At 60.2% G+C, this 20301-nt stretch carries 18 protein-coding genes; 8 read left to right on the top strand and 10 right to left on the bottom strand.

What is annotated here, in order from left to right; translation table 11 throughout:
- Window positions 1-64: 64 nt before the first annotated feature.
- On the top strand, window positions 65-367 hold the full coding sequence (locus tag G518_RS0107985; protein WP_028602081.1) for a YciI family protein: 303 nt from the start codon (window positions 65-67) through the stop codon (window positions 365-367).
- Window positions 368-410: 43 nt separating this feature from the next.
- Here G518_RS0107985 and G518_RS0107980 read toward each other — a convergent pair whose 3' ends face one another.
- The 10 genes from G518_RS0107980 to G518_RS0107935 form a co-directional block, all read right to left on the bottom strand.
- A complete protein-coding gene (locus G518_RS0107980; RefSeq protein ID WP_028602080.1) occupies window positions 411-1172 on the bottom strand; it encodes a GntR family transcriptional regulator in 762 nt (253 codons plus the stop codon).
- 160 nt (window positions 1173-1332) lie between these two features.
- Window positions 1333-2280, bottom strand: a complete 948-nt coding sequence (dapA, locus tag G518_RS34340; protein ID WP_051236231.1) for a 4-hydroxy-tetrahydrodipicolinate synthase — start codon at window positions 2278-2280, stop codon at window positions 1333-1335.
- Between the two features lie 11 nt (window positions 2281-2291).
- A complete protein-coding gene (locus G518_RS0107970) occupies window positions 2292-3032 on the bottom strand; it encodes an ABC transporter ATP-binding protein (RefSeq protein WP_028602079.1) in 741 nt (246 codons plus the stop codon).
- Window positions 3033-3097: 65 nt separating this feature from the next.
- A complete protein-coding gene (locus G518_RS0107965) occupies window positions 3098-3883 on the bottom strand; it encodes an ABC transporter ATP-binding protein (RefSeq protein WP_028602078.1) in 786 nt (261 codons plus the stop codon).
- Window positions 3883-4767, bottom strand: a complete 885-nt coding sequence (locus tag G518_RS0107960; protein ID WP_028602077.1) for a branched-chain amino acid ABC transporter permease — start codon at window positions 4765-4767, stop codon at window positions 3883-3885. The genes G518_RS0107965 and G518_RS0107960 overlap by 1 nt, the downstream gene beginning before the upstream one ends.
- Window positions 4760-5653 carry a branched-chain amino acid ABC transporter permease gene (locus G518_RS0107955; protein ID WP_028602076.1) on the bottom strand — a complete coding sequence of 298 codons (894 nt, stop codon included), beginning with the start codon at window positions 5651-5653 and terminating at the stop codon, window positions 4760-4762. The genes G518_RS0107960 and G518_RS0107955 overlap by 8 nt, the downstream gene beginning before the upstream one ends.
- Window positions 5654-5734: 81 nt before the next feature.
- Window positions 5735-6829 carry an ABC transporter substrate-binding protein gene (locus G518_RS0107950; RefSeq protein WP_028602075.1) on the bottom strand — a complete coding sequence of 365 codons (1095 nt, stop codon included), beginning with the start codon at window positions 6827-6829 and terminating at the stop codon, window positions 5735-5737.
- 79 nt (window positions 6830-6908) lie between these two features.
- Complete coding sequence (locus G518_RS0107945; protein ID WP_028602074.1) at window positions 6909-7685, bottom strand: maleate cis-trans isomerase family protein; 777 nt, start codon at window positions 7683-7685, stop codon at window positions 6909-6911.
- A complete protein-coding gene (locus G518_RS0107940; RefSeq protein WP_028602073.1) occupies window positions 7682-8923 on the bottom strand; it encodes a D-amino acid dehydrogenase in 1242 nt (413 codons plus the stop codon). The genes G518_RS0107945 and G518_RS0107940 overlap by 4 nt, the downstream gene beginning before the upstream one ends.
- 11 nt (window positions 8924-8934) lie before the next feature.
- On the bottom strand, window positions 8935-9282 hold the full coding sequence (locus G518_RS0107935; protein ID WP_028602072.1) for a RidA family protein: 348 nt from the start codon (window positions 9280-9282) through the stop codon (window positions 8935-8937).
- 424 nt (window positions 9283-9706) lie between these two features.
- Between G518_RS0107935 and G518_RS0107930 the strand changes: the two genes are divergently transcribed.
- The 7 genes from G518_RS0107930 (at window position 9707) to G518_RS0107900 (ending at window position 20197) form a co-directional block, all read left to right on the top strand.
- Window positions 9707-13201, top strand: a complete 3495-nt coding sequence (locus G518_RS0107930; protein ID WP_028602071.1) for an indolepyruvate ferredoxin oxidoreductase family protein — start codon at window positions 9707-9709, stop codon at window positions 13199-13201.
- Between the two features lie 194 nt (window positions 13202-13395).
- Window positions 13396-13659 carry a helix-turn-helix domain-containing protein gene (locus G518_RS0107925; protein ID WP_028602070.1) on the top strand — a complete coding sequence of 88 codons (264 nt, stop codon included), beginning with the start codon at window positions 13396-13398 and terminating at the stop codon, window positions 13657-13659.
- A gap of 340 nt (window positions 13660-13999) precedes the next feature.
- Window positions 14000-14509: a sigma-70 family RNA polymerase sigma factor gene (locus G518_RS0107920; RefSeq protein ID WP_036594030.1), complete on the top strand. Its 510-nt coding sequence runs from the start codon at window positions 14000-14002 to the stop codon at window positions 14507-14509.
- A complete protein-coding gene (locus tag G518_RS0107915; RefSeq protein ID WP_028602068.1) occupies window positions 14506-15498 on the top strand; it encodes a FecR domain-containing protein in 993 nt (330 codons plus the stop codon). The genes G518_RS0107920 and G518_RS0107915 overlap by 4 nt, the downstream gene beginning before the upstream one ends.
- A gap of 186 nt (window positions 15499-15684) precedes the next feature.
- The gene (locus G518_RS34335) at window positions 15685-18108 is read left to right on the top strand and encodes a TonB-dependent receptor (protein WP_169457915.1); all 2424 of its coding nucleotides are present in this window, start codon (window positions 15685-15687) and stop codon (window positions 18106-18108) included.
- 10 nt (window positions 18109-18118) lie between these two features.
- On the top strand, window positions 18119-19372 hold the full coding sequence (locus tag G518_RS0107905) for a PepSY-associated TM helix domain-containing protein (protein WP_169457914.1): 1254 nt from the start codon (window positions 18119-18121) through the stop codon (window positions 19370-19372).
- A gap of 186 nt (window positions 19373-19558) precedes the next feature.
- Window positions 19559-20197, top strand: coding sequence for a helix-turn-helix domain-containing protein (locus tag G518_RS0107900; protein WP_051236227.1), 639 nt, complete (start codon window positions 19559-19561; stop codon window positions 20195-20197).
- The last annotated feature ends 104 nt before the right edge of the window (window positions 20198-20301 follow it).

Genomic DNA, 20301 nt, shown 5'->3' with positions numbered 1-20301 from the left:
CCTATGGCGGGCGTTACCGTCATTTAGTTGGATACGCAGACTTCACTGAGTGAGGAAAAAATCCATGAACGAATACATCCTGCTAATGCACCAGGACTCATTGAACCAGGACGTCGCTAATGACCTGGTTCTATGGGGGGAGTATCTGGCCACGCTCCGGAAATCTGGGCAGTTCGATGGTGGCAGCTCTATTGGGGACGGAGAGCGGTTTCGAAAAAACAGCTCTGCTGCACCGTCGCGCAACGATCTGGGTGGATTTATTCGTGTACGCGCTGCCAGCCTTGAAGACGCGAAAGTATTCCTGCCGGGCAACCCGGTCTACGAGGCAGGCGGCACGGTAGAGATACGGTTATTACCGCAGAGCTGATGCTCTGCCAGTGCGGCGTCAGATGCCTGTTCTCTTGCCCGGGTCAGTGGTCCTGTGCTGGGGTAGGCGAAGTCTCGGGCATCGATGAGTTCACCAAAAAGAACTTGGCCACCATCTCCTTGGTGATCTCAACCGCCCGCTTCATGCTCATGTCGATGTGCTCGGTGATGCACTCCAATGCAACTTCCTTCTTGCGATCCTGCATCAGTTGCAGGATCTCGAAGTGGGCATCGAAAGCCTTGGTGTTCCAAGCCGATTGCTGGATGTCGATGTGGCGCGCAATGTGGATGCGCCGGGTGACCACTTCCATGAAGGCGTTCAGCTCTTTGTTCCTGGCCAGCGCGACCATGCGGCGGTGGAACTCTTCGTCTGCCAGCAGGAAATCGTCAGAAGTCATCTCAGCTGCGCGCGACATCACCTCGCTCCAGTATTGCCGAACCGCTTCGATTTCGGCGTCGGTGGCGCGTTGCAGGGCCAGGTAAACTGCACGGCGTTCCAGAGCAATGCGTACCTGGTAGAGGTCGAACACCTCGTCGACGCTGATGTTCTTGCGAAAGAACCCCTTGTTCATGACGAAATCCAGCAGGCCTTCTGCCACCAACCGGTTCAAGGCCTCTCGCAGAGGGGCGCGGCTCACTCCGAACTCACGGCCTAACGCTTGCTCGTTGATACGGGTGCCCGGACGGAATTCGTAGCGCATCGCGCGGTCCCGGAGGTGGAGATACAGGCGCTCCACAGAGCTTTCGTCCCGCGGTTGAGGTATGTGTCGGGGGACAGCGCGTCGGCGAGCAGGGGTGGTGGCCATATTTAAGGGAGAGGGAGGCTGGCTTCAAGGAGGCCGTGACAGGTTTTCGTGATCCCACCGACTTTGTTGCAACAAGTGTAGACAGTTTCGTTTGCCGTGATTTTACACCTTGTACTACCGCTCATTGCCCCAGCCTAACCGTGCTCGGGGGCCCTCTAGTTCACGCCACAGACAAGGCCCGATCATCGGCGAAGGCCTGAGCCGCATCGACAATGAGTGGCGACTGCACATGGAGCCTGTCCAAGTCTTTGGAGCACGCGGAACTGGCGGGGACCAGCGGTTCGCGCAAGATGTTCTGGCAAAGGCCCATGAGACTGGCCAGGTACTTCACCGGAATGGGGTTGCTCTCGGTAAACAGCGCTTGGGACAGCTCGAAGAGGTCGGCGACCAGTGTTAGCGATTGCGCGAGCTTTCCCTCCGTAATGGCCATGCATTGCGCCTGGACCGCCGCCGGGACTACGTTGCCGGTGACGGAGATGATGCCGTGTGCCCCCAGGGCGAGCGCGGCGGCGGCGGTCAGGTCGTCGCCGCTGTAACGCATGAAATCATCGGGCAAGGCGGCGGCCAGCTGCTGGGCGCGCACCAGATCGCCCGACGCATCTTTAATGCCCTTGATGTTCGGGTGTTGCGCCAAACGCTGCAGGGTGGGTATGGAGAAATCAACTACGGTGCGGCCGGCGACGCTGTAGACCACCAGAGGCAGCGGTGTGGCGTCGGCCTGTTCCACAAAGTGGCGATAGAGGCCTTCTTGGACGGGCTTGTTGTAGTACGGCACCACGCTGAGCAGTGAGTGCGCACCCGCCTTGTGCGCCATGCGCGCGAGGTGAACCGCTTCGGCTGTTGAGTTGGCTCCTACGCCGGCCATTACGTGAATACGCCCTCTGGCGTGGGCCACTGAACGGGTCAGCAGTTCGGCGTGCTCGTCCATGCTGAGGGTGGAAGATTCTCCAGTGGTGCCGGCCACCACAAGACCGCGTGTGCCGCTTCGCACATGCCAGTCGATGAGGTTTTCGAGCGCGTGCCAGTCTATGGCGCCAGTGGCGTCAAACGGAGTGATGATGGCGACCAAGCTGCCGTAGGGCAGCGTTTGAATGGAAGTTGTGGGCATGAATGGTGATATCAATGAGGGCGGCCACCCAGGTACAGCTCGCGCATTTCAGGGCTGTTCATGAGCACACTGGCCTTGTTTTCGAGGGCGACGGTGCCTACAGAAAGCACGTAGGCTCGGTCTGAGATGCGCAAGGCTTCCATGGCGTTTTGCTCAACCATCAACACGGAAATGCCTTCCTTGTCCCGAGTGGCGGAGATTGCTTCGAAGACTTCCGCCAGAGTTTTGGGCGATAAGCCGGCGGAAGGTTCATCGAGCAGCAGCACGCGCGGGCGTGGCATCAGCGCCCGGGCCAGCGAAAGGACCTGGCGTTCTCCCCCGGATAGCGACGCTGCGGACGAGCTCAGCTTGCGCGCCAGCACGGGATAGGTAGTGCACAGTTCCTCAATGCGTTGCGCGCATTCGGTCTTCGGCATGAACTGGCCGCCCAGGGCCAGGTTCTCCCAGGTGGTTAATGAGCCAAAGACATTGTCGGTCTGGGGCACGAATCCGATGGTGCCGCTTCGTACCTTACGGTGCACCGGGATCTGGCTGACATCTTCATCGCGTATGTGAATGCTGCCGCTTCGAGGCCGCAGGAACCCGGCCACGGTCTTGAGCAGCGTGGACTTTCCGCAACCGTTGGGGCCAAGAATGCAAACGATCTCGCGGGACGTGACGTTGAGCGAAATGCCACGCAAGATATCTACTTCGGCGCTGTAACCAGCGACCACATCGCGAACATCGACTTCCTTCTCGGCTTTTATGTTCATGTTGAGTAACCTTGCGCTGCGTGGTTGGCGATCGGTGAGGTGGGATGCGTCTTGTTGGGGCGTCATCATGCGGCTTTCATCTGCGCGGCTTCCGCAGCCGCGCGCCCGAGGTAGGCCTCAATGACCTGGGGGTGAGAAGAAAGTTCTTCCGGTTTGCAATCAGCCACGATCTGGCCCCTGTCCAGGACGATGCAACGCGTGCACACCTCGCGTACGAAGTGCATGTCGTGCTCCACAATGAGCTGCGAGATCCCCTGGGCACGCAGACTCTGCAGCGTCTGCACAATGTCGCGACGCAGATTGGGGTGTACGCCCGCGGTGGGCTCGTCGAGCATCAGCAGTTTGGGTCGTGCCATCAAGGCGCATGCAATGCTCAGGAGCTTCTTTTGTCCGCCTGAAATCGCTGATGCTGCCAGTTGTTTCACCGGAGTCAGCAACAGAGAGTCCAGCAGCTGGTTGGCTTGTTGCAGCGCCTCGGCTTCAGCTTCGCGCACGGCGCGGGGTTTGAGCAGGGTAGACCACACGCCGTGCAGACGCGTGTCGGCAGCCAAAGTAACTTCCAGCACACTCATGCGGCTCGGCATGGAGGGCAGTTGAAACGTTCTGGCCATGCCGTGGTGAACGATGCGGTGGGCTGGAAGTCGGGAAATGTCCTGGCCTTCGAACAGCACCTCGCCCGAGTCTGCCCTGGCAAAGCCGGAGGCCACGTTAAGCAATGTGCTCTTGCCGGATCCGTTCGGGCCCAGCAGGCCAACGATCTCGCCTGGCATCACATTCAGCGACGCACCTTGAAGGACCACATTGCCACCAAAGGCCTTGTGGATGTTTTGGATATCGAGCAGCGCGGGCATCACAGCTTCCTCAGGGTTTCAGGCAGAAGGCCGTCCTTGCGCCACAGCAGGCAGGCCAGCAACAGACATCCGATCAGGCCCAGCCTGACGGCACCCGCTACATCGGAGCCTATGCCCAGAAAATCGCGGGCAAAGGGGACCGAGATGTAGATGCTCTGCACCAGCAGAGCGCCGAGCACGACACCGGCTACGTTGCCCAGGCCGCCGATCATGACCATCGTCCAGATCATGAAGGTCTCGGAGGCGAGCATGAAGTCAGGACCCACGTAGCTCACGTAATGGCCGAGAAACGCCCCTGCCACTGCGGCCATCATGGCCGAGGCCACTGTGGCACGCGATTTCAGGCCCACCAAGTCGTAGCCCATGCTGGTCGCCAGTGAAGGCTCCTCGCGCATGAGCCGAAGGGATCTGCCAAAGCGTCCCGCGCCTAGTCGACTCGTCAGGGCTGCAGCAGCGAACAAGGTGACCAGAACCGTCGCGAGAAATGCCCAGCGAGAGCCGGAAGAGCTCAGCGAACTCCACATCGGCGTGATTCCGCTGATGCCTTGGGCGCCGCCGGTCAGCCAGTCTTCGTTCAGCGCAATCGTACGTACGATCTCCGCCACCGCCAGGGTGGCAATACCCCAGTAGTCAGCGCCAAGGTTGCGGCCGAGTCGGGAGACGAAGAAACCCAGAATGGCAGCCACCGCCAACCCCAGCATCCACCCGATGGCGGGGTTCCAATGCATTTGATGGGCGATGCCCACTGCGTAAGCGCCCACGCCCACAAAGGCGATGTGGCCGAGGTTGAGCAGGCCCGCATAACCTGCCTGGATGTTCAGGGAGACGGAGATGAGGGCGTAGATGGCCGTCACCGTGACGGCGTGAAGCAGAAAATCAAACACGGCGCACCTCCCGGTCGAACAGGCCATAGGGTTTGAACAGCAGCGCCACCAGCAGAAAGATGAATGACGCTGCACCGATGTAGGTCACGGGCAAGAAGGCGAGCGGTTGCCCAACCAGCCAGCCGAGGTTCAGATTGGTCACCAGTGTCTCGGCGATAGCGATGAGCAAGGCCCCAGCGACTGCGCCCAGCGGACTGCCTAGCCCCCCAAGAATGGCGGCGGCAAACACCGGCAGTAATAGGTCGGTGCCCAGATTCATGTGGACGTCGCCCGTCATGGCGAGCATGGTTCCACCCACCGCGGCCAGCGCGCCGCTGACGAAACTGATCTGGTTGGTAATGGCTGCTGCGTTGATGCCGGTGGCCTCGGCCAGCGAACGGTTGGAGGCCAGCGCGCGCATCGAGCGGCCGACGGATGTTCGATAGAGGACGAAGGTAAAGACAGACAACACCGCGATGGCCACCACGATCGAATACACCTGCGCATGGGAAACCCGGGCGCCCGCGATCACCAGCGGCGCAACGATGTCAAATTGGAAGCGCTGTGGGCGCGAACCGGCAATACCCAGGATGAGTGCCACGATCACCATAGACACCGCCAGAGAACCGATCATGGCGATGGCTGGCCCGGATCGCAGCAACCGGCGAAACACCAACGTGTTGAGCAGCACGGCCAACACGCCAGTCAACAAACATGAGACAACCATAGCCACGGGAAATGGCAAACCCATGCGCTGGCCGCTTAGTGTCAGGAATGCGCCCACGACGGCGTATTGGACGTGGGCCACGTTGGGAAACTTGACCAGGGCGTAAACGGCACTCAGACCTACGGCGACCAGGGCGAGGTCAGCCGTGCGTATGAGCACATCCAGGAAGAACTGAAGCATGGGCGGGTCTCATGAAGGAAGAGAGGAGGGCGCGGTCGGGCGGGTCAGGGCGTGTTGACGCCCCAACCCGCACCAGAGGCATCAACGTGGCTGCACGCCGTTCTGATAACGCGTGCGCAGGTATGGCTGCACTGCACGCTGGCGATCCTGGTCAAAGGAGATTTCGCCCGTCACGCCTTCGAACTTACGGCCCACTTCGGCCAGGGCCACGCGGACTTTGGCGTTGTCGGTGGAACCAGCCTGCTTGATGGCGGCTGCAGCGAGCATGACGCCGTCATAGGCGTAGCTGCCGTAGGCCGACTTCAGCTTCTCGTTGTACTTCTTGGTGTAAGCCTCTTCATAAGAACGGCCATTGGGGCCGATCGAGCTCACTTCCATGCCAATCTGGCCATTGGCGATCTGGGCTGGCGTGTCCGTAGTGCACATCGTTTGGTAGATGGCGTACCACTGGGTCTTGTTGAGGCCAAGGTCGAAGGCTTCGCGGTTGATGATGGCCGCTTCCTGGCCGTACGCGCTGTAAACGTATACATCAGGCGCTGAGCGTTCGATCTGCTGCAGCTCGCGGCGGTAGGTAGACTGGCCGGCGGTGTAGAGGATGGATGTCACCACTTTGCCACCCAGGGCCTCAAAGTTCTTCTTGAATTCCTCCGCTACGCCCTGGCCGTAAGCGTTGTTGGGCGCGATGAAGGCGGCCTTGCGGAACTTCTGCTCGAACACGTCGGTGGCGCCGAACTTGGCGGAAACGTTGTCCAGGCCGATCACGCTGAAAGAGCCAACGCCGATTTCGCGCACGCGCGGGCTGGAGCTGCCAATATTCAGGTGTGAGGCGCCTTCCTTGATGACGTACTGGGCCGTTGGAATCGTGATGCCAGAGGAGTATTCACCCAGCACTACCGGCACCTTGTCCACCGTTACCAGTTTCTTGGCGCCATCAAGCGCCGTGGGCGCACGGCCGCCAGAATCTTCAATGATCACGCGCAGCTTGCGGCCCAGTACCCCGCCAGCGGCGTTGACGCGCTCGGTGGCAAGCTCGACGCCTCTGCGTTGGTCTTCGCCGATGCTGGCGCTGGCGCCGGTCAGTGGCAGAACGACACCAATCGTGACGTCTTGTGCCTGTGCGGCTGCGGAGGCGGCGAGCAAGCCCGCTGCCAAGAATTTCGTTGCAATCAACTTCATGCTTCACTCCTATGGGGATCGGTGGAAAACAAGCCGGCAGTGCCGGCGGCGCGGAAATGCAGCTGAGCTGCGAAACGGGTTAGAGGCTGTAAAGCCGGCCCCACTGAGGCAAGGCGTCGTGGATGCCTGCAAGACGCAGGGCGTGCCATGCCATGGCGTGGTTGCTGGAAATCACGGGCTTACCTATGGCCTGTTCAAGCGCGGTCACCTGGCTGGCCAGCCGCATGCTGGTGCACGAGACGAATACAGCGTCGACATCTGGGGACTTGCCCAATTCCAGCACTGAGGCGCGGATAGATGCCTCGTCGATACGGGCAACCTCGTTATCGTCAGCATGCTCGTAGGAGACGCTCGCCGTGACATCAAAGCCACGGTCTGCGATGTAGTCGGCCATCCAGTCGCTGACTGATTTCACGTACGGCGTCAGCAGACCCACCCGGCGCGCACCTAGCGTCTTGAGCGCGACCTGTGCGGCGGTGATGGGGCTCGTACAGGCTACACCGGGTCGCACCTCACGAATACGTTCGAATACAGCCTCTTCGCCGATGACCATCGCACCTGAAGTGCAACCGAACGCCACCACATCCATGCGCTGGCCCGGCAGGATCAGGGACACCGCAGGAGCGATATCTTTCTCCATGGCCGCCAGAGTCTGGGGATTGATGTCCGCAGAGTTGTAGAGGCGGGACTGATAGAGCGCCACACCATCTAGCTGCATGATGCGGTGCCATTCGTGCTCTATGGTGTGGTCTGTAGCCAGCACGATCAAGCCTATGGCGGCACGAGACGCCGGGCCGGTGCCGAGTTTGAACGGGTGCTTCTGATAAGTGCGGGTGGGCGCGGTCAGGGTGTTCATAGGGTCAGGCCTTCCAGGCTGTGGTGTGGTTTGCGGTCGCAAAGCAGGTCGGCAACGATGCGGCCAGTGCCGCAGGCCATCGTCCAGCCCATGTGTCCATGGCCCGTGTTGAGGAATAGGTTGCGGTGGCGCGTGGCGCCAAGGATGGGAGCGCCCGCAGGCGTCATGGGACGCAGGCACGACCAATACGACGGTGAGTCGTAGTCAGCTCCACGCGGAAACAGCTGGCGTGCCACGCCCAGCATGTCCTCGAAATCACGCGGTGTGTGTGCGGTGTCATAGCCTGCGAACTCGGCGGTGGCCGTAAAACGCAGGCGGTTGCCAAAGCGCGCCCAGGCCACCAGGTTGTGTTCATCGACACCCCCGAGCGTGGGTGCCTCATCTCCTGGGCGGATGGGCAGCGTCATCGAATAGCCCTTGACGGGATACACCGGCAGGCTGTATCCCACCTTGGAGGCCAGCAATGGCGAATAGCTGCCCAGCGCCAGCACAAACCGGTCCCCCGTGATGGGGCCTTTGTCTGTGCGTACGGCGTTGATGCGGTCAGCGCTGTTGTCCCAGCCGGTGATCTGGCGGTCCATCAGGAACTGAACGCCCAGTTGCTTGCAGCGTTCGGCCAGCTGCCGGGCAAACAGATGAGCGTCGCCGCTCGCGTCGGACGGACAGAAGATCGCCCCAGCCAGTTGCGAGCGTGCAGCAGCCAGGGACGGCTCTCGTTGCACTACTTCATCCGGCGTGAGCCTCTGCAGCGTCAGTCCGCCATCGGAGAGTACGCTGGTGGCGGCCACGCCACGCTCGAAGGCGACGGGATCGCGGTAGACGTAAAGGCATCCTCCGGAGATGAGGTCGTATTGCAGCTGCTCCTGGTCTGTGAGTTCCTGCAAGAGGTCTTGCGAATACAGGCATAGCCGCAACTTGCGCGCGGTGTTCTCACGCGAACGCTCCGCTGTGCACTGGGCCAGGAACTGCAGCCCCCAGGCCCACATGCGCGGGTCAAAACGCAGCTTGAGTCGCAACGCCTGACCTTTGAGGAAAAGAGACTTGAGCAGAATCTTGGGCGCCCGGGGCGACGCCCAGGTGTAGGCGTGGCCGGGCGCCACCAGGCCCGCGTTGGCGAAACTGGTTTCTCTGGCGACTTCGGGCTGCCGGTCTACGACCACCACCTCATGTCCCTCGCGGGCCAGGTAGTAGGCGGTCGTCACTCCGACGATGCCCCCTCCGAGAATGACCGTTTTCATCGCGTGGGCGCTCAGACGGCGGCGATCACACCGATTTCGACCGTGTACTGCGGGAACGCGAGCTTGGACTCCACGCATGCACGTGCAGGGGTGTTGCCGGCTGGCACCCAGGCGTCCCATACGCTGTTCATCTCGTTGAAAGTTGAAGCCTCTGCAATCCAGATGTTGGCGCTGAGCACGCGCTCCTTGCTGCTGCCAGCCTCAGCCAGGATGCGGTCGATCTTGTCGAGGATCTGGCGCGTCTGACCTGCGACATCGGCTGTGGTGTCGTCAGCCACCTGGCCAGAGAGGAAGACGAAGCCATTGCAGACGACGGCGGCGCTCATGCGGGCATTGGGTTGGATGCGTTGGATGTTCATGTGATTACTCCTTGGGGTGTTGAAAAAGCTTGAATGAAAATGCCATTCGGTGTGTCGACACTTGTCGAGACAGTGTTTATAGAGGTCAATCGGCGATATGTGAGATAGTGTTTTCCCTAGTCGATCAACTGCAATATCTATGCCATTAGCGATATGTGACTACAGATGTGTCGACACATTGACTTTTCGCACCGATTCAGCGCATTCCCGGGGCGTAGAACGATCATTGCGGTGCATGGTGCACTGGACTTGTGCGGGGATGTCTGGCGAAAAACAAGACGTTCCTGATGCACTCTCATCCGGACTTTCCCTAAACAGTTGACAAGCGTATTCCGGGCATGATTTACTTGTGATTAAACACCTGTCGACACTTTGCGGCGACATCAAAAATTACGTTGCCTTGGTTCAGTCAAGAAGGAAATCCATGAGTCTCAAAACCGTCAGCCTGGACGACAAATACACCTTGGAAAAAGGCCGGATCTTCATCACCGGCACGCAGGCGCTGGTGCGCCTGCCCATGACCCAGCACCTTCGCGACCGGCAGGACGGCAAGACCACTGCTGGATACATCTCCGGCTACCGTGGATCTCCGCTAGGTACTTTTGACGACCAACTCGGCAAGGCGAAAAAGCACCTATCCGCACACAACGTGCTCTTTGTGCCCGGCGTCAACGAAGACCTGGCCGCCACCGCGGTATGGGGCACACAGCAGGCGGAAGCCACGGGGGAGGGCAAGTACGACGGTGTCTTTGCCATGTGGTACGGCAAAGGCCCTGGCGTGGACCGCACGGGTGATGCGTTTCGCCACGGCAACCTGGCAGGCTCGTCAAAGAATGGCGGCGTGCTGGTGCTCATGGGCGACGACCACACTTGTGAGTCGTCCACCACCTGCCACCAGAGCGAGTTCGCCATGGTCGACGCCATGATTCCGGTGCTCAGCCCCTCGGGTGTGCAGGAAGTACTGGACTACGGCGTGATTGGCTGGGCGCTCTCACGCTACAGCGGCTGCTGGGTTGGCATGAAGTGCGTGAAGGACACTGTGGAGGCCACAGCATCCATCGATGTCGACCTCAACCGCGTGCAGATACGCTTGCCCGAAGGGGTGGAAATGCCCGCCGATGGCCTGAACCTGCGCCAGCCAGACACTCCGCACGCTCAGGAGGCTCGTCTGCATCGCCATAAGCTGGTGGCGGTGTCCGCATTCGCCCGCGCCAATGCAATCGACCGGGTGGTGCTGGATTCAACCACGCCCAAGCTGGGCATCGCTAGCCACGGCAAGAGCTACCTGGATGTGCTGCAAGCGCTGGACGAGCTCAATCTCTCGGAGGAAGCAGCAGCCGAGCTCGGATTGCGCATCTACAAGATCGGCATGACTTGGCCGCTGGAACCGGAAGGTGCCAAAGAGTTCGCGGTCGGCTTGAAGAAGATCCTGGTAGTAGAAGAAAAACGAAGCCTGCTGGAGTTTCAGCTCAAGGAGCAGCTGTACGGCATGGCCAACGCACCTACCATCGTCGGTAAGAAGGACGAGACCGGCCTGACGCTGTTGCAATCCGAGATGGCGCTGGATTCCAACCAGATCGCCATTGCCATCGGCGAGCGTCTGTTGGAGCTCAATGAAGGCAACCTGGAGGTGTTGCGCCAACGCGTGGACGAGCTTCGCGGATACCGGGCGCCCAAGGGCGTGATCGACATTCTCTCGCGCAGTTTTTACTTCTGCAGTGGCTGCCCGCACAGTTCGTCCACCGTGCTTCCGGAAGGGAGCAAGGGCTACGCAGGCATTGGCTGCAGCTGGATGGCTCAGTCCATGGATCGCTCCACCCAGGGTTATACCCAGATGGGTGCGGAGGGCATGTCTTGGGTAGGTGAGGCGCCGTTTTCCAAACGCGATCACATGTTCCAGAACATGGGCGATGGCACGTACTTTCACTCCGGGTTGCTGGCTGTTCGCGCCGCCGTTGCGGCCAAAACCAACATCACGTTCAAGATCCTCTTCAACGACGCGGTGGCCATGACGGGCGGGCAAAAGCACGATGGGCCACTCGATGTACCGACCATTGCCCACCAGGTACACGCCGAAGGCGTGAAACGCATCGTTGTGGTGACAGATGAGCCCGGCAAGTACCCGGCAGGCATTCAGTGGCCCGTCGGCCTGACCGTGCACCACCGCGACGACATCAACGAAGTGCAGAAGCAACTGCGCGAGATCGAAGGCACCACCGTCTTCATCTACGACCAGACCTGTGCAGCGGAAAAGCGGCGCCGGCGCAAGCGCGGAGAATTTCCCGATCCGGCCAAACGCCTGGTCATCAACGATTTGGTCTGCGAGGGCTGCGGCGACTGCGGTGTGAAGTCGAACTGTGTGTCGGTCCAGCCGCTGGAAACCGAGCTAGGCCGCAAGCGCCGGATTGATCAGTCCTCTTGTAATAAGGACTACTCCTGCGCCAAGGGTTTTTGCCCCAGCTTCGTGACGGTGTTGGGTGGCAAGCTTCGCAAGCCCGAGCGTGTAAACAACAACGCAGTGTTCCCGCCGCTGCCCGAGCCTGTGCTGCCATCGCTGGAAAAGGGCGTTTACAGCATTGTGGTGACTGGCATGGGCGGCACCGGCGTGGTGACCATCGGTGCCATCCTTGGCATGGCGGCACACCTGCAGGGTGTGGGCTGCGGCATTCTGGATATGGCGGGCTTGGCGCAAAAGGGTGGGTCAGTCTGGAGCCACCTGCGCTTTGGCCGCTCGCCCGAAGCCATCAAGACCATTCGAATTGCAGCCGGCGGTGCCGATCTGGTGCTCGGCTGCGACGTGATCGTAGCTGGCAACTCCAAGACGCTTGCCCTCACGCGCAAGGGCCACACCCGGATGGTAGTGAACACTGAAGAGACCATGCCAGGCCATTTTGCGCGCGATGCTGACATGCAGTTCCCCAGCAGCGGTCTGCGCAAGAACATCACCGATGCCGTGGGCGCCGATGGCGCAGTCTTCGTAGCGGCAAGCCGTATCGCCGTGGCCCTGATGGGCGACAGCATCTCGGCCAACATGTTCATGATGGGCTTCGCCTTCCAGCACGGGCTCATTCCCTTGACGGCCGAAGCCATCGACAAAGCCATTGAACTCAATGGCACCGCACAACAGATGAACCGCGACGCGTTCATGTGGGGACGCCGCACCGCGGTAGACGCCAGAGCGGTAGAGAACCTGATCGCCTCGCGCCAGGCCGTAGGCAACGCCGGGATTTCACCCGCGCCTGTGCAAGACCTGGAGCAAGCCATTGCGTTTCGGCGCAAGTACCTTGTTGACTACCAGAACGAAGCGTACGCGCAGCGCTACATGGCGGTGGTCGACAAGGTTCGATCAGCGGAAAGGGCTGCTTTCCCGGGCCGAACAGAACTGACGCGCGCCGTGGCGACCTACCAATTCAAGCTCATGGCGATGAAAGACGAGTACGAGGTGGCCCGCCTGCATGTGCAAAGTGGCTTCTTGCAGAACATCGATCGCCAGTTTGAGGGCGACTACAAGCTGGTTTTCAATCTGGCTCCGCCGTTGCTTGCGCGCCGTAACCCGACTACGGGTGAGCCAAAGAAGATGGAGTTCGGCGCCTGGATCGTTCCGGTGTTCAAAGTCCTGGCCCGCATGCGCGGCTTGCGTGGCACCGCATTCGACGTCTTCGGCTACACCCAGGAACGGCGCACCGAGCGCGCCCTCATTGGTGAATACGAGGCAAATATTGAAAAGGCCATTGATACCCTGCAGATCACGCGCGACAGTGGGCACCATCAGGTGGCCATTGAACTGGCCAGTCTACCGGAGCAGATCCGGGGCTACGGGCACGTGCGCGAGAAGGGCATTGATGCCGCCAGAAAGCGAGAGGCTGACCTGCTAGCTGCCCTGCAGCGCAGGGTGATTCCCTTGAAAAAAGCTGCTTAAACGTTGGTCGGGAGTAAGCGAGCAGCCCGGCATTTCGGCCTTTCGGCCGAAATGCCCGCGTTAACCTCCGCCCGCGAATCCAGCCCTGGTGTAGCTGCGCCAACCAATTCATCGTTCGCACGGGTTTGGTGTGTTCGATTACTCGTACCTGTTATTCAGCTATATTGCATTTATCTGAATTTCAGGTACTTGTCATGCCCCAGACCTCGCATGCGCTGGTGACTCCTGGCCAACTTGGGTTAATGCTCCAAGCTGCGCGCAAAGCAAAGGGGCTGACCCAAGCGGCGCTGGCCGCTCGTATTGGGTTGAGCCAGTCGCGAATCTCGCACCTGGAACTTCACGCGCAGGAGTTGAGTGTGGAGCAACTTCTAGCATGGTGCGAAGCGGTAGGCTTGGAGTTGGCCGTTGGGATCCGAGGCAGCGCGGCGGTGTCCGCAAACTTGAAAACGGATTGGTGACATGGGGCGTTGATCGCACGGCCGCTGCCTATCTATCTGGACCACCGGTGTTCGCGTAGGTCGTTGGACACCTCCTGTTCGCGGAGAAATATAGCTGCACTACGACGCGGATTGGGCCAACGCCGACATCGGCCGTTCACTGTCGCTGTGTTTGCCGCTCAACCAGTGGTCTCCCTACGAAATCAAACTGGCGATGGCTTTTAGTCCACCTGTCAGAGCCAGCGGCGCGATTGTGAAGGCACCTTGGTCAACTACGACAAGGAGTGAAATCCTGATTTTTCGGCAATAATTGCGATTGGTTCTTATTTAGATTAACCGACTGCTCACAGATTGCCACAGGATTGCCGTGCCAGACCATGTGTCCATACACACTGTCGAGTCCCTGTATAGCGACCACCACGGGTGGCTGCAGGGGTGGTTGCGTCGTAAATTGGGCGATACCCACCAGGCGGCGGACCTGAGCCACGACACATTCCTTCGAATCCTGACTTCACGGGATGTGACGAGTATTCGCGAGCCGCGCACATTTCTGGCCACGGTCGCGGGTGGTCTGGTAGCCAACCACTACCGGAGGCGGGCGATTGAGCAGGCCTATCTGGATGCCATCTCGTGTTTGCCGGAACCCCAAGTCCCTTCTCCAGAGCATCGCGCCATCGTGATGGAAACTCTTTTGGAAATTGATCGCATGCTGGATGGCTTGCCGCCGAAGGCAAGGCGGGCATTCCTGCTCTCGCAACTGGAAGGGCTCACCTATGTCGAAATCGCTGAGCAGATTGGCGTCTCAGTGAGCATGGTGAAGCAGTACATGCGGCGGGCGACGCAGCAGTGCTATTTTTCGCTGACGGTATGAGCCAGGCCTTACCTCTGGAAACGCGCCCATTTGATGCTGCCGTGGCGCGCGAGGCCACTGAGTGGCTGGTCGTGTTGGCGTCGGGTACAGCGTCGGATGCCGATAAACAGCGCTGGCACCGTTGGTTGGAAGCCGATGAAGCCCATGTACGCGCATGGGAGCACATAGAGGCTGTCAACCGCAGGCTGAGAGGTTTGCCCTCCGGCGTTGGTTTGGCTGCGCTGAGTGCACCGTCTTCGGCGCGCCGCCGTGATGCGCTCAAGTTGCTGAGCGTGTTGTTCGTTACCGGCGGGGCAGGCTGGATGACCTACCGGGCGACCCCCTGGCAGGAATGGGTGGCAGACTACCGAACGAGCACGGGCGAGCGGCGCACTCTGACGCTGGATGACGGTACACAGCTTGCACTGAACACGAACACTGCAGTGGATGTGATCTATGACGGCGATTGGCGTCTGATCCGTTTGCGGGCAGGGGAAGCCCTCATCACCAGCGGCCATCGCAGCTTGCCAAACGGCGGAACAGACTTGCGCCCTCTGGTGGTTGAAACCCATGAAGGGCGGGTCCGTGCTTTGGGTACACGGTTTTCTGTGCGACAGGAAGGCGGGCGCAGCGCGGTCTCTGTATTCGAGGGTGGGGTGGAAATCAGACCCTCTGCCCCACTCGCCAAAGCGCAGGTGGTTCGCGCAGGTCAGCGCGCGAGCTTTGGCAAAGCTTTGGTTTCCGACATTTCCTTTGCGGACGAGCGAACCGTGGCCTGGACTGACGGGCTGATAGTTGCCCAGGACCGCGTTCTTTCAGAGTTCATTGCCGAGTTAGCTCGCTACCGCCCCGGCAGACTCGCGTGCGACGAAGCCATTGCGCACTTGCGCGTTTCGGGGGTTTTCAAGCTGGACGACACAGACCAGGTGCTGGCGGCGTTGACCGATGCGTTGCCTGTTCGTATTCACTATCGAACCCGTTATTGGGTGACCGTTGTACCTGGTGCCTAGGGCAACTGGTTTCTATTTTTCTTCATCTCGCTATACCTTTTTCAGTTTCAAGTGGCCTACCTCTTGAGAGCCATCCATAGGAACACTTGAAAGAGGTAAAGCATGCAGTTGGAGAATAAGGGGCCAGCAGGGCACAAGCGCTGGGCAGGACGAGGTTTTGCCAAGGAAATAACCCAAGAGACCGCGATGCGCGCAAGATGGCTCGGGCTGTCGAGTGCAAGCGTGTTGGTTGCCGCGGCGAGCCTGATGTCACCGGCGGCAAGCTTCGCCGCCGAGGAGAAGTCTGCCACTTCCGCGCAACTTAGGCGTTATGAAGTGCCAGCCGGACCATTGGCAGTGCGAGTGAACGACCTGGCACGCGCAGCCGGCGTGGTCCTTTCGTTCGATCCAGTGCTGGCGGATGGCAAGCAAGGCCGCGCGGTACGCGGTAGCCATACCGTAGCAGAAGCTTTCTCCATGCTGCTTGAAGGAAGCGGGTTGGAGGCCATCGCCACTGCCGCCGGCCGCTACACGCTCCGCAGGGCTCCATCCGCAGCCACTAGCGCACGCGCCGCACAGGGGAGTGCCACACTGCCGGTAGTTACCGTCACTGCGAGCGCAAGCACCGCGCCTGACATTCCCTTGCCGTCCTACGCCGGCGGCCAAGTGGCGCGCGGCGGGCGTGCCGGCATGCTTGGGAACCGCGACATGTTCGATACGCCGCATGCCACGGTGTCCCTGACAAGTGAGTTGCTGCAGAACCAGCAGGTACGGAATGTGTCGGAAGCTATACGCAATGACGGCTCTGTACGACTCGGGCGGACAGGGCAGAGCTCCAGCTTCGACAGCGTGTATTACATCCGCGGATTTTTTGGCTCCACGGGTGACATGGCGTTCGACGGCCTGTTCGGCCTCAACAGCCGAGGGATAGCTACAGACCAGATGGAGTACGTGGAAATCCTCAAAGGCCCTTCAGCGTTTCTCAACGGCCGCGTTGGCAACTCCGTGGGCGGCACGATCAACCTGGTGCCTAAGCGGGCTGGCGAGGAGCCCCTGAACAGCGTGAGTTTTCGGCATGTGAGCAAGAGCATTTCGGGCGTGCACGCCGACATTGGGCGCCGCTTCGGAGGCCAGGGGGCCTGGGGCCTGCGTATCAATGCCTCGCATGATGAAGGTGGCTCTGCAGTGGTGCCCGCACGCAACCGCCAGAGCAACCTCTCTGCCGCCCTGGATTACCGCTCCGAACGGTTGACGGCGTCGCTCGATCTGGACCATGGCAAGACACGCATCCACGGCTTCAGCTCCGGCATTACCTTTGCTTCGGGCATTCAGATTCCATCGGCGCCAAGAGCCGATCGCCTTATCGCTCAGCCGTGGAACTTCAATAACTTGACGTCAGACCGCGCGGTGCTGCGTGCGCAGTACGAACTGGCAGATGGCTGGTTCCTGGGCGGTGCGTATGGACAGAACAAAGTTGATAACCCCAACTTGGAGTGCCGCACCAACCTCACCAGTTCCGCCGGTGGCTACACGCAGAGTTGCAACGTGGCGGGCTCCAGCGGCAAGGCCTCCACCGGCGAGATCAACCTGCGTGGCCGCATTCGTACGGGTGAGGTGGAACACCTGATGTCGTTCAGCATGACCGATGCAGACAACAGCGTGGGCACCGCCAATCCGGTGACGTTCGCCAACTACGCTGGCAGCATCTACGCGCCAGTTCTGGCGTCTCAGCCGGTCACTCCTGCCATGCCTGTGGTGGGGAAAACCTCGGCGAGCACTTTCTCCAGTGCAGGCTTGGGCTATGAACTGGTTGCGCTCAAGGGCGACTTGCGAGTGTTGCTCGGTTTGCGAGGGGTCAAGATTGATGCACGCAATCTTGACCGCAATACCGGAGCGATCACCACCAGCTACGGTGCATCAGGCACGACGCCTAGCGTGGGTTTGGTTTACAAACCGGTTGAGAATGTCTCTGTATACGGAAACTACGCGCAGGCCTTGGAGCAGGGAGCTACGGCGCCCAGCACGGCTATCAATGCGAACGAGGTCCTTGGGCCACTGCGCTCGAAGCAGGTTGAGATTGGTGCCAAAGTGGATTTCGGCAAGTTCGCCGTGACTGCGGCCGTATTCGAGATCCGCAAGGGCTTGCAGTATCTGGAGGCCAACCGCTATGTACAGGATGGCCGGCAGACCCACCGAGGGTTGGAACTAGGTGTATTCGGCGAGCCGACGCGTGGTGTGCGCGTGCTGAGCAGTCTGCAGTTGCTGAACCCCAAGGCCGACAGAACGGCAAACGGCCAGTACGACGGACTGCGCCCCGTGGGTGTTCCGAAGCTGCAGGCCAAGGCGTATGTCGAATGGGATCAATCCTATCTGCCAGGCTTGACCTTCACGGGTGGGGTCGAACACTTATCCGGCCAGTACGCGAATGCCGCCAACACGCAAAGCATTCCTGGTTGGACACGATTTGATCTTGGTGTGCGCTACACCACCAGGTGGGCACAGGTGCCGGTAACCTTGCGCCTGAACGTCGAAAACGTGGCAGACAAGAACTACTGGGCAGCGATAGACCGCACGCAGATGTACCTGGGCAGCCCGCGCCTGATTTCGTTCTCGCTCAACGCGAAGTTCTGAAAGCGGGTTGGTGATTCTGTTTTCGCGTGCCTTCTGGGTGCGGGTGCATCGCTACGTCGGGCTAGCCACAGCGGTCTTTCTGTTCATCGCCGGGGTAACCGGCGCCGTGATCGCGTTCGCTGATGAGATTGATGCAGCGCTTAACGCCTCGCTCTTGCGTGTGCCGGTTCGTGCCGAGCCGGTGCTCGGCCCGGACGCACTCGCCCGGGCCGTGGAGGCGGCCGAACCGCAGGTACAGGTCAACCGCGTGTTTCTCAAGCGCGAGCCAGGTCACAGTGTGCGCATCTCCGTCAGCCCTCGTCCAGGACGCGGAGATTCAGCGACAAAACCACTCGCATTCAGCGATCTATATGTCGATCCGTACGATGGGCGCATTTTGGGTGATCGCCAGTGGCAGGCATTTCGGTTGGACCGCGCGAACCTGATTCCCTTCCTCTTTCGACTTCACTATGCCTTGCATCTGCCCGGCAAATGGGGCGTCTGGCTGATGGGGGCTGTATCGCTGCTTTGGACGCTGGACTGTTTTGTCGGTTTCTACCTGACCTTGCCGAAGAGAGCGCGCAACAAATCGGCGGAGCTCCTTGCCGGGCAAAGCTCGGTATTACGTAAGCCATCGGTATTCATGAAGCGCTGGAAGCCCGCGTGGCAAGTGAACTGGTGGGCCAGTTCACATCGGCTCCATTTCGATCTGCACCGTGCGGCGGGCCTATGGCTATGGATAGTTTTGCTGCCGGTTGCCATGAGTGGCGTGTATCTGAACCTGCGCAGCGAAGTCTTTTTGCCCGTGGTATCTACGCTAGCTCAGGTAACGAAGCCACCAGCAAGCCAGTTGCCGAAGACCGCTGCGGCGAATGCGGCGCCTGCGATGGGATTTGAACGCGCCGTACACATGGCCGGTGCGGCGTTGCCGTTGGTCGCACAGGATTTTGAACCCAGGTTCGTCACCTACATGCGCAGGCAGGGGGTATACCGTGTGGGCTTTCAGGAGCCGGGCTGGCGCAAAGGGATATTCAAAATTCGTGAGGAGCAGGTTTACCTGGATGCCCGGACCGGGCGCCCACTTGCGCGGGCAAGTTACGACGAAGGGACCGCTGCTGACAAATTTCTTGCCTGGCAGTATCCCCTGCATTCGGGCGAGATTTTTGGTTTCTATGGCCGGTTGCTGGTGGGTATTTCTGGCGTCGCCGTGGCGTTGCTCAGTGTCACTGGCGTTGTGATCTGGTGGCGGAGGTGGCGTGCTCGGGAATACCGCCGAGTGAGTTGAATCCGGGCTCTGTGTGAGTCCAGAGGAGGGGCGGCCCACAACCCAACTTGGCACGGTCCGTGCTGCACTATCTTCACCAAACACAGATCGTGTTCCAAATGCGTGCATGTAAACGCGATGGCCCGCACATAGTAATTGCCGTGATAAGTAGCAATATAATGAAATTTTTTGCGCGGCATCTTACTTATGAAGAACAAGCAAGGCGACGTCGTCCGTCCGCTGGCCACACCGGCGCCGGGCGAAGGCTCCGAGCAGCTCAGTACCCGCTTGCGGCAGTTGCGCCGCCAAGCGGGACTTTCTGTGAAGGAGCTGGCGCAGCGTTCCGAGGTGTCAGTGGGCATGATCAGCCAGGTCGAGCGCGGCCTGGCCAACCCCTCTGTGCGCATTCTGGAACGCCTGCGGATTGCGTTGGATGTCCCGCTGACCACGCTGCTCGAAGGCGATGCCGACGAAAGTCGGGGGGTTCCAGGCCCGGTCGCAGACTTTGTGCGGCGGGCTGCTCAGAGGCCGCACTTCAAGGTGACCGCGGGTGGCCTGAATAAAGAGCTGTTGTCTCCCCACGGGCAGCACGATCTCCAGTTCATGATCATTCATATCCCGCCCCATTCACGCTCCAAAGAAATCCTGGTGGGCCCCGGTGAAAAAGCTGGCCTGATTCTGGAAGGCCGCATCAGTTTGGCCGTAGGCGACCGGCGTGAGACCCTGGATCTGGGTGATAGCTTTCAGTTCGACAGCAGCATTCCGCACGGCGTAGACAACCCCTTCGACGAACCCGCTCGTGTGCTGTGGATCATGAACACGCGGCCGCCCGTTATCCACTTCTAGTGCACCTCTTTAGAGCAGCCTAGGGCCGCCGTGTGTCGCTCCTATGTTGGGCCAAGACTTCTTTCAAATATTCAATATATTGTTTGACTTGGTGTTTTTTCTTC

Origin of the sequence: Ottowia thiooxydans DSM 14619 (assembly GCF_000422885.1) — a bacterium.
Lineage (GTDB): Bacteria > Pseudomonadota > Gammaproteobacteria > Burkholderiales > Burkholderiaceae_C > Ottowia > Ottowia thiooxydans.
This window is presented reverse-complemented; position numbering and strand designations above follow the sequence as displayed.